Annotated in this window: 15 protein-coding genes; 4 read left to right on the top strand and 11 right to left on the bottom strand. The window is 34.6% G+C overall.

Annotated elements, in window-relative coordinates; all coding sequences use genetic code 11:
- Window positions 1–112 (bottom strand): helix-turn-helix domain-containing protein (locus tag BUB90_RS24545; protein ID WP_073289040.1); only part of this gene is annotated, 112 nt, incomplete at its 3' end.
- Between the two features lie 219 nt (window positions 113–331).
- Between BUB90_RS24545 and BUB90_RS14580 the strand changes: the two genes are divergently transcribed.
- Window positions 332–1,174, top strand: a complete 843-nt coding sequence (locus BUB90_RS14580; protein WP_073289037.1) for a helix-turn-helix domain-containing protein — start codon at window positions 332–334, stop codon at window positions 1,172–1,174.
- 545 nt (window positions 1,175–1,719) lie between these two features.
- A complete protein-coding gene (locus tag BUB90_RS23285) occupies window positions 1,720–1,953 on the top strand; it encodes a hypothetical protein (RefSeq protein WP_073289034.1) in 234 nt (77 codons plus the stop codon).
- A gap of 110 nt (window positions 1,954–2,063) precedes the next feature.
- Here the strand turns inward: BUB90_RS23285 and BUB90_RS14570 are convergent, their stop codons facing one another.
- The 7 genes from BUB90_RS14570 to BUB90_RS14540 all read right to left on the bottom strand — a co-directional run bounded on the left by BUB90_RS14570 (window position 2,064) and on the right by BUB90_RS14540 (window position 7,871).
- On the bottom strand, window positions 2,064–3,395 hold the full coding sequence (locus tag BUB90_RS14570) for a replication-associated recombination protein A (protein ID WP_073289032.1): 1,332 nt from the start codon (window positions 3,393–3,395) through the stop codon (window positions 2,064–2,066).
- Window positions 3,396–3,432: 37 nt separating this feature from the next.
- Window positions 3,433–4,197, bottom strand: coding sequence for a tRNA threonylcarbamoyladenosine dehydratase (locus BUB90_RS14565; protein WP_073289030.1), 765 nt, complete (start codon window positions 4,195–4,197; stop codon window positions 3,433–3,435).
- 133 nt (window positions 4,198–4,330) lie between these two features.
- Window positions 4,331–4,945, bottom strand: a complete 615-nt coding sequence (locus BUB90_RS14560; protein ID WP_073289028.1) for a hypothetical protein — start codon at window positions 4,943–4,945, stop codon at window positions 4,331–4,333.
- Between the two features lie 57 nt (window positions 4,946–5,002).
- Window positions 5,003–5,896, bottom strand: a complete 894-nt coding sequence (locus BUB90_RS14555; RefSeq protein WP_073289026.1) for an ABC transporter ATP-binding protein — start codon at window positions 5,894–5,896, stop codon at window positions 5,003–5,005.
- Between the two features lie 16 nt (window positions 5,897–5,912).
- Entirely contained in the window at window positions 5,913–6,299 is a 387-nt protein-coding gene (locus BUB90_RS14550) for a GntR family transcriptional regulator (RefSeq protein WP_308743604.1), read from the bottom strand.
- A 5-nt stretch (window positions 6,300–6,304) separates the two neighbouring features.
- On the bottom strand, window positions 6,305–7,012 hold the full coding sequence (locus BUB90_RS14545) for a hypothetical protein (RefSeq protein WP_073289021.1): 708 nt from the start codon (window positions 7,010–7,012) through the stop codon (window positions 6,305–6,307).
- Window positions 7,005–7,871, bottom strand: coding sequence for an ABC transporter ATP-binding protein (locus tag BUB90_RS14540; protein ID WP_073289019.1), 867 nt, complete (start codon window positions 7,869–7,871; stop codon window positions 7,005–7,007). Before BUB90_RS14540 ends, BUB90_RS14545 begins: the two co-directional genes overlap by 8 nt.
- A 193-nt stretch (window positions 7,872–8,064) precedes the next feature.
- Here BUB90_RS14540 and BUB90_RS14535 point away from each other — a divergent pair, with 193 nt between their 5' ends.
- Window positions 8,065–8,241 (top strand): DUF4250 domain-containing protein, encoded by a 177-nt coding sequence (locus BUB90_RS14535; protein WP_073289017.1) that lies wholly within the window; start codon window positions 8,065–8,067, stop codon window positions 8,239–8,241.
- A gap of 334 nt (window positions 8,242–8,575) precedes the next feature.
- Here BUB90_RS14535 and BUB90_RS14530 read toward each other — a convergent pair whose 3' ends face one another.
- Complete coding sequence (locus BUB90_RS14530; protein ID WP_073289015.1) at window positions 8,576–9,247, bottom strand: YigZ family protein; 672 nt, start codon at window positions 9,245–9,247, stop codon at window positions 8,576–8,578.
- A 123-nt stretch (window positions 9,248–9,370) separates the two neighbouring features.
- Complete coding sequence (locus tag BUB90_RS14525; RefSeq protein WP_073289013.1) at window positions 9,371–9,679, bottom strand: DUF6514 family protein; 309 nt, start codon at window positions 9,677–9,679, stop codon at window positions 9,371–9,373.
- 450 nt (window positions 9,680–10,129) lie between these two features.
- Here BUB90_RS14525 and BUB90_RS14520 point away from each other — a divergent pair, with 450 nt between their 5' ends.
- A complete protein-coding gene (locus BUB90_RS14520) occupies window positions 10,130–12,850 on the top strand; it encodes a transglycosylase domain-containing protein (RefSeq protein WP_073289011.1) in 2,721 nt (906 codons plus the stop codon).
- Window positions 12,851–12,949: 99 nt separating this feature from the next.
- On the opposite strand, the gene BUB90_RS14515 is transcribed toward BUB90_RS14520, so the two are convergent.
- Window positions 12,950–13,306 carry a SpoVA/SpoVAEb family sporulation membrane protein gene (locus BUB90_RS14515; RefSeq protein ID WP_073289009.1) on the bottom strand — a complete coding sequence of 119 codons (357 nt, stop codon included), beginning with the start codon at window positions 13,304–13,306 and terminating at the stop codon, window positions 12,950–12,952.
- Window positions 13,307–13,342: the final 36 nt, after the last annotated feature.

Below are 13,342 nucleotides of genomic sequence, written 5' to 3'. Positions count from 1 at the left end.
ATATGGTTGTTGGATTCTTATCCAATCTGCGGCTTATTTCTTTAAACGAAAGACTATCTTTCAGAAACTTTTGTAGATCTAGTCTTTCTTCATATGTAAAAAATTTAGACATATATCCTCCTGTCTGCCGCCAACTATCATAGGATATATGGAACTAAATAAATGTGCAAACAAAAAGACTGGTCATAAACCAATCTTTTGTAAGCCAGGATGCAACCTCCTGGCATATATATAATTTTTAGTAGTATTAGAGTTCAATTGAAATCAGAGAGGTTGCATCTCGATTTACAATTGAGGTGATAATAAAGAAATAGAAGGCAGGAGGTATACCATGGTAACTAGTATTCCAAACTTTTATATAGACAAGATTGTACGTGAACCTTATTTTCAAATGCAATCAAACCATTTTCACTCTGAATATGAACTTTACTTTCTTCTAACTGGCACACGAAAATTCTTCATTAACCACAGTTTCTATACCCTTCACCCGCATGATTTAGTTATGATTTCAAAGGGCGAGCTACATAGAACTTCCTTTATAACGGATTCTTCTCATGAACGTATTGTTATGAATTTTAATGACCAATGGATTGCTTCTATTAGCAAAACATTCAAAAAAGAAGTCCTTGATCAATGCTTATCCACTCACAAGCGTTCTATTTTGCAAGCAGATCAATCCTCTTTTATCAAGCTATTGGAGAAAATGTTAAAAGAATATAATTCTCCAGATGAATATTCAAGCAAATTAATTCAGAATTATTTTGAAGAATTACTTATCTACTTGTCACGCACCGCTAGCTCAAACGAGGAAACAAACGACACTACACCAAACGACGCAGATATCGTTGAAGCTGCCCGCTATATCTGTACAAACTACGCTAGCGATTTATCCTTGGCGGAAGTTGCCGATTATGTCAATCTATCACCAACCTATTTTTCAAAGAAATTCAAAAGTTCTACCGGATTTGGATTCAAAGAATATTTGATACACATTCGTATCAGAGAAGCAGCACACCAACTAATCGAGACAAGGGATAGCATAACAACAATTGGTATACGATGCGGTTTTACTGATAGTAATTACTTCGGCGATTTATTCCGCAAAGTAATGAAACTATCACCAAGAGAATACCGAAAAGACGCACAAAAAACCTCTGCAAGGATTTCTAATTAATATAATTCTACGCAAAAATACCTCTTATAATGTCACCATTATAAGAGGTATCGAATCACTCGTGTGATTCAAAAAGGGGAGGATAAGTATTTAATTTTTCTTTTGTGACTTGTCAAGAATCTGATATCGTCATGTAGACGACTGTATAATAATTGGAGGGGGAGTCCAATTATTATCTTTTGCAACCAGTTAACTTCATCGTCACTGTGTTGTAATCTAATTTTCGATATAAGTAAGTTCTTAAGCTCACTTCCATCGTTTGTTATTAGATTAATTATAGTATGATAACAAATTACAGTATTTATACATTTAATTTATATTTTTTTAGATTTACTTTAAAATAAACCTTATTCTAGTACTTTTCAGTTGAAAACAAATCATTCCTCTCTTATAATGAGATATGATAGGGACTTGCGAAACTCTTTTCCATGATGATAACATTTCTGTGTTTTCAGTCTGTCTACTGCAATTCCCCTTAAATTGTGTTACTTATCTATTCAATAAAAAACTTGTTTTTAATCTATCGATTGAGAAAGGATTAGAATATGCAAAAATCAAAACGAATATTAGCAATTACTGGTATTGTTATCCTTGTTGGCTTATATGTAGTCTCTCTAATATCAGCTATCTTCGCTACAGAGGCATCAGCAACATTATTCAAAGTTAGTATCTTCTGCACTATTGTTGTTCCGCTACTCCTATATGTATACATGATGCTATGTCGCGTATTTCGACCAAAGGATAACGGAGATAATCATAAGAAAGACGAATCCAAGTAATAAGAACAATATTTAGCCACCTATTGATAGTAGGCTGATATTTTAGAAAAGCCGTAGGAAAATTCAGCTTCCTACGGCTTTCCTTTGGGTTAGACCCTATATTCTGCACTTTACTCATTCTCTGCTTCTTCATGTATTCGTTTCATATGCGCCTTCATCTCTTTTTCATATCCTTCACTTGACAACTCATAGAAAGAACGTCCAACTAATTCATCTGGTAGATACTGTTGTTTCACATAATGATTTTTATAATTATGTGCATATTTGTATCCAATCCCGTGTCCAAGCTTAGTTGCACCTCCATAATGTGCATCCTTTAGATATGGTGGTATGGTTGCTATCTTTTCTTTATTAACAACCTGCATTGCAGCATCGATTGCCATAATTGCTGAATTACTCTTAGGAGCACATGCCACATAAGCTGCTGCTTGTGCTAATACAATTCTTGCTTCAGGCATTCCAAGTCTCTCTACCGCTTGTGCTGCTTGCGTTGCTACCACTAAGGCATTCGGATCTGCGTTAGATACATCTTCCGAGGCACAAATCATAATCCTTCTTGCAATGAAAGTAATGCTCTCACCTGCATGTAACATTCTTGCCAAGTAATAAATTGCTGCATCTGGATCTGATCCACGCATACTTTTAATGAATGCAGATATTGTATCATAATGGTTATCACCAGATTTATCATATCGCAACGCTCGCTTTTGAATACATTCCATCGCAATATCTAAGGTGATATGTATCTTACCGTCACCGCTTCGATCCGATGTTAATACTCCCAGTTCAATGGCATTCAATGCACTTCTCGCATCTCCATTTGCCATATCTGCTAAGAACTCTAATGCATCTTCATCAATTACAGCACCATATGCTCCTAACCCCTTCTCCTCATCAGAGACAGCACGTATTAATAAATTACGGATATCTTCATTATCAAGTGGCTTTAATTCAAAGATAATGGAACGTGATAATAACGCTGAATTCACCTCAAAGTATGGATTCTCTGTCGTTGCTCCAACAAGTATGATTGTTCCATCTTCTACAAATGGTAGTAAATAATCTTGTTGACCTTTATTAAAACGATGAATCTCGTCTACAAATAGAATTGTTTTCTTTCCATACATACCAAGATTTTGTTTTGCCCCCGCTACCACTTCCTCCATATCTTTCTTACCTGCACTTGTAGCATTAATCTGCTTAAAATAAGAACTTGTAGTGTTAGCGATAACCATCGCCAAAGTTGTTTTGCCTGTTCCTGGAGGGCCATAGAAGATAATCGAACTCAATTTATCTGCTTGTATCGCACGGTATAGCAATTTATCCTTACCAATGATATGTGCCTGTCCGACCACTTCTTCTAACTTAGTAGGACGCAATCTCGAAGCCAAAGGTGATTCTTTTTCTAATTTTGTCTCTCTCATATAATCAAATAAATCCATATTGATCAGTTTGCTCCTTTCCAGACCTTTTGTTCCATTATTTTCTGTTTAATATATCTTTCACCACTTCACTAGCTATAATCATACCTGCCACGGAAGGAACAAAGGACATACTTCCTGGTGTTGCCCTTTTCTTATGCATATCTGGCATTTCATCTTGATTCTGACCGCTCATAGCTTCTGTATCCGCCAACTCACTCGGTTGAAACAAGGGTTTTGTAGGTTGTTCTTCCGAATACACCACTTTTAACTTACGCACACCTCTAGCCTTTAGTTCTTTTCTCATAACTTTACACAAGGGACACACATTCGTTTTGAATAGATCGCTAACTTTTAACATGGTTGGCTCGAATTTATTACCTGTCCCCATTGCACTTATTAAAGGAATATTCAGTTCTCCACTTTTTAATACAAGTGCTATCTTTGCCGTGACAGTATCAAGTGCATCAACCATATACGTAAGGTCAAGCGGAACCACCTCATTGATATTATCATATAGAACAAAAGATTGTATTGTTTCAATCTTAACCTCTGGGTTAATTGACTCCATTCTTTCTTTCATTGTTTCTACTTTTGATTTACCAATTGTATTAATTGTAGCGTGCAATTGTCTGTTAAGATTACTCTCACATATTATATCATCATCAACAAGCAGAAAATGGCCTATTCCCGCACGAACAAGCCCTTCTGCCACATAGGTTCCAACTCCTCCAACTCCATAGATGGCAACCTTTGCTTTCTTTAATCTATGAATCCCATCTTCACCAATTAACATCTCTGTACGAATGAATTGTTCTGACATAGTAGCCTCCATACTTAAAAAGTCTTACTCTTATTGTATCTCTCAGATTACGTGATAGCCTCCAGTACGTGTGAAGGCACGTAAAATAGTATACCACAATTTCAGATAAAATCATAACAATACCATGCATACATTACGATTTCATATATTTTAAGACATTAACCACTAAATCAAATATAAATAAGCTTATTAATACTACTATATCGAAAATATCTAACTTAAGAAATTCGGGACCAGAGAATACGATAAAGAAAATCGGTGTACAAAGGCAGGACATTACAAATACTGCACCTATATTATACAATCCCCAAATCGTTACAAAGCAAAAAATTCCCGCTACCAAGGTCCATATATTCAAAAGATTTAATGCTTGACTATTAAACTCATTTCCACGAACTAAGGTTCCTATATATACTGCAAGGCAATTCAAAACAATTTGTACTACAACAAACATAAGAAGCAGAATAGCCTTACTAATTAGATTTGTTACTTTTGTTGTAGGGTAGAAAACTAGCTTTTTCACAGTAAATTCAAGGCTTAGTTTTTCAAAGACTGTACTTATATTCACCATAAACAAAATCATAATCATTATTATAATGAGTTCTATTGCCATAAAAACCATAACTTGATTATTATAAGTATATAGACTAATCAAACAGACCAAAGCGATCTGAATAACGAATATAAAATACTTAATTGGATTACTCCGTAAAATTGATAAATCAAATCTAATTTGTTTTCCTAACACGTTCTTTACGCTCCTCCCATAACTTTTGCTCTTCTATAGTAGAGCTGAATATAGCAATTAGCTACTCCCCGAAATCTTAGGGTACGAAGTTTGAGTTAAATAATATAAGATATCACTTAAATCTGGGTTTTCAATTACAATCTTATGTAGCCATTCCTCCTGGCCTGCTATCTTTTTGCTATGATGTGCTAGCCCTTCAAACCCACTATTCGTACTCTTCACACTAATAAATATCTCCTTAGGTAAACTACGGAGAATCTCTCGTGGTCCTTTTATCAATCGATATTCATCCATCAACTCTTCTTTCGTAGATAGCGAAATCATTTTACCTTTATCAAGTATCATAATGTAATCTGCAATCTTATCAAGATCTGTTGTAATATGCGTAGATATAATCACTCCCATATTTTCTTCTTCTACCAATCCTTGTAATATACCAAGAAATTCTTGTCTAAATATTGGATCTAGCCCCCCTGTTGGTTCATCCAATAACAACAATTTAGGATGATTTGCGAGCACAAAAGCCAATTGAAATTTAATCTTCATTCCTTTTGATAATTGATCAGGTGTTTTCTCCTCATCTAAATTATACTTGCATAATAATTCTTTAAAATAATCCACATCAAATTGGTCATATAAACTTCCAAACGCCTTCGCATTTTCTAACAACGTCTTTTCAAGTAAAAAGCGATCCTCTTCTGCAATATATCCAATTCGTTGTCTAACTTTATAATCTTTTTTGTAAAACCTTTTACCATCGATATAGACCTCTCCTTGACTCTTTGTGTACACACCATATAGCAACTTCATTAATGTTGTTTTCCCCGCACCATTTCTACCGATAATCCCCATTATAAAGCCTTTATCTAAAGAAAAACTAATATCGCTTAAATTAAATTTCCTAAAATTCTTACTTAGATTCTCTACTCGTATAGCCTCATTTACTTGCAATATAAGCCCCCCTAACTTACTCAGTCTCCTGATATAGCACTTCTATCATATCCTGGATATCCTCTAATGATAATCCTGCCGCTTTACACTCATTCAATATATCTTGCAGATGTTTTTCTATCATACTAATCTTCTTCTCCTTCAATATATCAGTGTTTTGTTCGCATATATAAAAACCCTTTCCTGTAACGGAATATAATAATCCTTCTTTTTCAAGTTCTTCATACGCTCGCTTTGTTGTAATAACACTAATCTGTAAATCTTTCGCCAGACCACGAATAGACGGCATTGCATCTCCAGCCACTACCTCTTTATTGATAATTGCTGATTTTATCTGATTAACAATCTGCTCATAGATAGCAAGATTACTACTATTCGATATAATAATATTCAACCAAATCACCTCACTTACATCAATTTCTTCAAGACTTTCAACTGATTAACTTTAACATTCTCATAATCCGTATCGCGATTTATAATTTCCAATATTGCATATATTGCTCTTCCTAATGACAACACATTTAATAACACGGCAGTTAACTTCATATATAGTGGGTGCTCAAACAAATACCCAATCTGAAATAGTAAAACAGAAGCCAAAATGCCCACAACCACTCCAATGACATAACTGACATAAACACCCTTTGGGTTGTCTTTTTTCTTTTTACCTTTAAACATATTAATTTTTTGAAAGGAGGCTACAATACTATAAGGTAATCCCATTATCGCAAACACCTTGATCACTGCCATCCCATACTCCTTATTAATGGCTATTGTAATTCCCATAAACAACAAACACATAAGCAGCATAAATGTAAAATTAAACAATACTCCAATAAGATAATAACGTTTCCTTTCCTCATAAGATAATGGCACAATATATTGACACTTCTCATGCCTAGTAATCTCAACAGCCAATATAGCTACAACTCCGACAATAGCGAATACGCCCGCAGGAATTATATAAGAGCTTCCTTCCTTTACATTCATAAATCTAATTTCTTCCAAAATAGAAAGACCGAAATATATAATAATCAAAAACACGTTATACCACCTATTTTTAAAGCATACACCATATCGAATCAAAAGAGCTTTACGCAAATCTTTATTAGACATAAGTAAACTCCTCTCTTTTATCCGTTGAAAAATAAAACATAAAGTCTGCTATTGTTGGAATCTCTATCTGACATCCTTTATTCAGTATTGACTCCTCATTCTTAACTAATGCTTCAACATAATACGGTGTTACTTTCTTACCAATTACAGAAGGTTGTAATAACTGAATCTTTTCTTCACTTCCTTTCACAACTCGGTAAGATTCAAACAACTCTTCTTTCGAAGTAGTGATAACTTGTTTTCCTTCATGTAGTATAGTAACATAATCAGCTACCATATCAATCTCTTCCGTTAGATGGGTAGAGAACAAAATACTCTTATCTCCACTCAATATTGCATCATACATAATCTCCATAAGTTCACGACGAAATACCGGATCCAAACCACTTGCTGGTTCGTCCATAACGAATAATTTCGCATCATGCGATAAAGCAAAAGCAAGTTGAAACTTGATAATGGTTCCTTTAGACAACTTCTTTAGTTTTCTTTTTGGATCCACATCAAATCTACTACAATATCTTGTAAACATATCCATGTTGAAGTTTTTGTAATAAGACGAATAGATTCTAGCATTATCGAGGGAAGAAAAGTCTTCCAGAAATGGATTCTCATCCAGTACAAATCCCAATTCCCCTTTCGCTCTGCTTTCATCCCTACAAAGATCATGACCACAAATCCTTACATTCCCTGTTGTTTTTTGATACAAGCCTAAAATCGTGTTAATCAAAGTAGTCTTTCCTGAACCATTCCTGCCTATTAACCCCATAATAAAGCCAGGTTCTAACTTAAAATCAATGTTTTCTAAAGAGAATGTGTCTAATTTTTTATTAACATTTTCAACTTCTAATATATACTCCATTATCAAAAAACTCCTTTCACAAACCACTCCATGCTCTAACTGTATATATGTACATATCCTGTATATATCTATATACACAGTATATACACATATACACAGTATGTCAAGGCGTTTATTTTCGTTCTTGTTTCTTAATAAATAATTTACTATAATGAATGTGTTAAAAACCAACGAAGTACGAAAGGAAGTTTCTATGAATATACCAAACGATCCAGTAATGTTACTTAGCTATATAAATACACAATTAAGAGATTTCTACCCAAACTTAAAGGATCTATGTTCTTCTCTTACCATAGACGAGCAATCCTTATGTTCAAAACTTGAATCTATCGATTATCGTTATGACGAAACCACCAATCAGTTTATTTAACTGGTTAGAATGTCAAAAGCCTCTCGTAAAACTTGCCTTCGTCAATTTGCACATATAAAACTTAACTAATGTTATGTCGAACATAGTTCGATGGGCAACTGTATGAGGTCGTTGGTACTAGTACCACTACGAACTTCAGCAGGGCGAGAGCGCGTTGCGAGTGAATTACGTTTGACATAACATGTTCACACATAAATTTAAATTGGCGAAATCAAAATTAAATTTAACTTTTGACGCTCTAACCGGTAATTTAACCGATAGATTACGGAGTATCCATTTGACCACACAAAAAGTGCTTGGAAAAATTAGCCCAATCTAATTTTTCCAAGCACTTTTAACTTTCTACTAGCTCATCATCGAATACTATAATCTCATCTTTGACTTGTGCGAAATACGTACTACCGTATTCTTCTAATTTACATTTTCCACTAGTTGCTTCAATAACTTCTTGTTGTAATAGATGTAACTGATCAAAGGTAACTAATAACTCTATCGTAACTATATCAGTATAAATGGTATTTAGCACTGTTATCTGCATCTGACAAGTTATATATTGTAATTTACCAACTCCATTATAATCAGTAACAATACGCACTTTCTTGCCAGCTTTTTTTTCAACAATAACACTTTGCTTAAGACCCTCTATAGTAGCATTCGTATAAGCACGAACTAAGCCTCCCGTTCCTAATAACGTTCCACCAAAATATCTAGTGACTACCACTACTACATTATGAATCCCTTGTCCAAGTAATACATCTAACATCGGTTTTCCTGCTGTTCCACTCGGTTCTCCATCATCACTACATCTTTGCACTTCATTTCTTTTCCCTACGACGTAAGCATAGCAGTTATGAGTTGCATCCCAATAATTTTTACGAAGCTGTTCTATATACGAGATTGCCTCTTCTTCTGATTCAATAGGTTGAACCGAAGCAATAAAACGCGATTTTTTCTCAACAATTTCTTCCTGTCCAGCTGCATAAACTGCCTTGTAACTTTCTATCATATAAACTCGGTACCTCACAATCTGTAAACATTGATTATCCAATATGATACATATCATAACGTATGTCCGCTTATAATGCAAGAATGTCTTCTTATACATTAGCTATCTATGCGATTGGCCATCTTAGCTACATTGCCTTAGAGTGATAAGCTCATCCACCACTTCTATCAAAGTCATGGGAGTTACAGTACATTCCATTAGTGTGCTAATTAATTGTAGTACTACTTCCTTCGAGTACGATAGCGCTTCCACCTCTTCCGATTCCACAATTCCCCCAAATTGTTTCTCGATTTTGATTCCATACAAATATTTCGAACTATTCATTACCCCGTTTTCTTTTGATGGTTCTTCAATTAAGTAATAATTTAAAACCATCTCCCTCTGGTCTTCTAACGTAACATTCCTCTCCCCGATTAGGTCAATTCGTTTCATACAAATACCTCCTACAGTAAAATAACCACAACTTTGACAATGCTTATACACTATCTTAGAAAATTATACTACTAATTTATTCCAATTTCTAGGAAATTATATCGCACAATGTTTAAATTTTATCAATAATTCGACTTATTTTTAATATTCCGACAAAATATTTTGTCTTATTCTAGCAACTAATGTTTTATCATCGGTTTTTTTCTTAATTATATATAGGTAGATTTGATACACTTTTATTTTATTCTACAATTTTATTTGTAAAGACAGATATTATAAGCCATTTTCAACAAATGTCTAATCTATTGTAATTTGTCAATACTAGTAAATAATCAATAAGACTAAATACCCATATATTTACACTACACATTGCACTATGTCTCTGGTTATTTATTTTACTTTATTTTAATACAATTTTTTGATATAATAGTACCGAAAAGGAGGCTTATTATGGACTTTAGTAAACGTGGTACAGCGAATAAACAGCGGAATATACACTCCACTTCGCAGAAGCTTTCAAAAAAAGCACTTATATCTTTTCTGCGTACCTGTATTGTCTGCATTGTTGCTATATCAATAATAGGTACATTCACTGGTCTTGGTGCATTAAAAGGCATGTTAGATAGTGCCCCAAGTATCGATTCTATTGATGTTAAACCTAGCGGGTTCTCAACAATAATATATGATAGTGAAGGAAATGAAATACAAAAACTAGTCGGTTCTCAAGCAAACCGTATCTATGTTGACTTAAAAAATATACCTGAAGTTGTGCAAAACGCCTTCATCTCAACTGAAGATGAACGTTTCTGGACACATAATGGTATCGATGTAAAAGGTATCTTCCGTGCTTTCTTCGTCGGTGTTAAATCAGGTAGATTTTCAGAGGGTGCTAGTACACTAACCCAACAGCTTCTAAAAAACCAAGTATTCGAAGGTGGAAACGAAGATAAATTCTTCGATAAACTGCAACGAAAGGTTCAAGAACAATATCTAGCTATCAAATTAGAGGACAAATTAGATAAAAATCAAATTCTTGAATACTATCTAAACACCATTAACCTTGGTCAGGGTACACTAGGGGTACAAGCTGCATCCTTACGATATTTTAATAAAGATGTAAAAAAACTTACCTTATCAGAAGCTGCCGTAATTGCAGGTATTACACAAAGCCCTGTATATCTAAATCCAATTACCCATCCAGAAGATAATGCTGCTAAAAGAAATATTATTCTAAGTAAAATGCTAGAGCAAGGACACATTACACAAGAAGAATATGATGAAGCACTAAAGGATGATGTATACGAAAGAATTCAATTAGTTAATGAAGAACAAATAAGTACTAATTCAACTACTAACTCCTATTTTGTTGATGAACTAATTCTTCAGGTTCAAGAAGATTTACAAGATAAATTAGGTTATACGGAGACACAAGCTATTAACGCAATCTATCGTGGTGGTCTTAGAATTAATACAACACAAGATACAAAACTTCAAGAGATATGTGATACGGTAATTAATGATGAATCAAATTATCCGGAAGCCTACCATATATATGAATTAACGTATGCTTTATCCATTCTGAAAGCAGATGGGTCTACCATTAATTATTCAGAAGGACATCTAAAAAATTACTTCACCTCGAAGCAACCAAGTTTCAATTTGTTTTTCAAAAACAAAGTAGACGCAGATGCTTACACGGAAGAGTTTAAGGCTTCTGTATTAGAATCAGGTGATGAAATACTTGGTGAGAAGAAAACCTTTACTCTTCAGCCGCAAGTATCATTTGTTCTAATGAATCAAAATAATGGTCAAGTTCTAGCCTTAGTTGGTGGACGTGGTGAAAAGGAAGGTAGTCTTACATTAAATCGAGCTACTCGAACATTAAGACAACCAGGGTCTACCTTCAAAGTATTATCAACTTATTTACCTGCACTTGATAACGCAGGTATGACTTTGGCAACTGTTCAAGACGATGCACCATACAAATACCCTGGAACAAATACAACAGTTAACAACTGGAGACGTGGTGTATATAATGGTCTCACAACTTTACGAGAAGCTATTTGGAACTCAAATAATATTGTAACAGTTAAGACATTAGAACAGATTACTCCTCAATTAGGTTATTCCTACCTTATGAAACTAGGATTCACTTCTATTGTTGATAGTGTAACAACAGAAGACGGCAAAGTACATTCAGACATTAATTTACCGATGGGACTTGGCGGTTTAACTTATGGTGTTAAAAACTTAGAGTTAACTTCAGCATTCGCAAGCATTGCTAATAACGGAATCTACACAGAACCAACACTATATACGCAAATATATGACCACAATGGAAAACTTATTATCGATAATACTCCAACAACTAGTCAAGTTATGAAAGAATCAACAGCATTCTTATTAACAAGTGCTATGGAAGATGTAGTTAAGATTGGTACTGCCGCTTCTTACATTAACTTAGGTTCAATGCCTGTAGCTGGTAAAACAGGTACGTCAACAGATAGTAAGGATTTATGGTTTGTAGGCTATACACCTTATTATACTGCTGGTATATGGGGTGGTTACGATAACAACACCGGTGATCAAAACAGAGTTAATACTTCCTATCACAAACGATTATGGAACTTAATTATGAAAAAAGTTCACGAAGGCTATGAAAAGAAAACATTTACGAAGCCAGACTCTATCGTAACCGCTAAAATATGTACTAAGAGTGGAAAGTTAGCCAGAGATGGTGTCTGCGAATTCGCTCAAGGTGGCAGCACTGTTAGAACAGAGTATTTTGCTAAGGGTACTGTTCCAACTGAAATTTGCGATACTCATGTTAAGATAAGAATCTGTAAAGTATCTGGTTTACAAGCTGGCGAGTTCTGCCCAGAAGGTGATATTCATGATAAGGTATTCTTAGTTAAAGAAGAAACAGGAGCAACCAAAGATACTCCTTATCTATTACCGAAATCTTTAGAGGATTCTGTTTGTAATGTGCATACATCCGCATCAACTGGCGATTTAGAAACTGAACCTAACCCAGATGATGAGTATTACGATGAAGAGGAAGAAGAAACTGATGAAGAAGTTATTCCTCCAATTCCAGATGTAAGTATACCAACTACACCAAATCCTGGACCAGATAATCCAGGTGAACAAACTCCTTCCGAGGGAGAATAGGAAAGAGAGACTCACATAGGAATGCCTATGTGGGTCTCTCTTTTTCATATAATATGAATTCCAATCTATATTAAAAGCAGCCGGCTGCTTGAAATATCATTATTCTTTCATCTTAGGATTAAAAATTAATGACGCGATATATCCAAAAATAAGCGCTGCTGAAACTCCTACTGCTGCTGACGTAAATCCACCCATGAATACTCCAACAAAGCCATCGCTTATAATCGCTTTCTTCACACCATTAAATAATGTATAACCAAAACCTATAAGCGGTACGGTTGCACCTGCACCTGCCCATTTTGCAAACGGTTCATAAACTCCAATTGCACCAAGTATTGTACCTAATCCAACTAACATAACCATGATACGTCCTGGCATTAGTTTTGTTTTATCCATAAAGATCTGAACAATTGCACATATTGCTCCACCTACTAAGAATGCCTTAACATATTCCATAATAAAACATCTCCCTTCTCTCTTAGTTTTGTTCTT

Source organism: Anaerosporobacter mobilis DSM 15930, assembly GCF_900142955.1.
Taxonomy (GTDB): Bacteria; Bacillota; Clostridia; order Lachnospirales; family Lachnospiraceae; genus Anaerosporobacter; species Anaerosporobacter mobilis.
Note: the sequence above shows the minus strand (reverse complement) of the source record. Positions and strands in the feature narration are given on the sequence as shown.

Excerpts from the sequence above, each read along its gene's own strand:
- BUB90_RS14580 (WP_073289037.1), top strand. The coding sequence starts at position 332 with ATGGTAACTAGTATTCCAAACTTTTATATAGACAAGATTGTACGTGAA.
- BUB90_RS23285 (WP_073289034.1), top strand. The coding sequence starts at position 1,720 with ATGCAAAAATCAAAACGAATATTAGCAATTACTGGTATTGTTATCCTT.
- BUB90_RS14570 (WP_073289032.1), bottom strand. The coding sequence starts at position 3,395 with ATGGATTTATTTGATTATATGAGAGAGACAAAATTAGAAAAAGAATCA.
- BUB90_RS14565 (WP_073289030.1), bottom strand. The coding sequence starts at position 4,197 with ATGTCAGAACAATTCATTCGTACAGAGATGTTAATTGGTGAAGATGGG.
- BUB90_RS14545 (WP_073289021.1), bottom strand. The coding sequence starts at position 7,012 with ATGTCTAATAAAGATTTGCGTAAAGCTCTTTTGATTCGATATGGTGTA.
- BUB90_RS14540 (WP_073289019.1), bottom strand. The coding sequence starts at position 7,871 with ATGGAGTATATATTAGAAGTTGAAAATGTTAATAAAAAATTAGACACA.
- BUB90_RS14535 (WP_073289017.1), top strand. The coding sequence starts at position 8,065 with ATGAATATACCAAACGATCCAGTAATGTTACTTAGCTATATAAATACA.
- BUB90_RS14530 (WP_073289015.1), bottom strand. The coding sequence starts at position 9,247 with ATGATAGAAAGTTACAAGGCAGTTTATGCAGCTGGACAGGAAGAAATT.
- BUB90_RS14525 (WP_073289013.1), bottom strand. The coding sequence starts at position 9,679 with ATGAAACGAATTGACCTAATCGGGGAGAGGAATGTTACGTTAGAAGAC.
- BUB90_RS14520 (WP_073289011.1), top strand. The coding sequence starts at position 10,130 with ATGGACTTTAGTAAACGTGGTACAGCGAATAAACAGCGGAATATACAC.
- BUB90_RS14515 (WP_073289009.1), bottom strand. The coding sequence starts at position 13,306 with ATGGAATATGTTAAGGCATTCTTAGTAGGTGGAGCAATATGTGCAATT.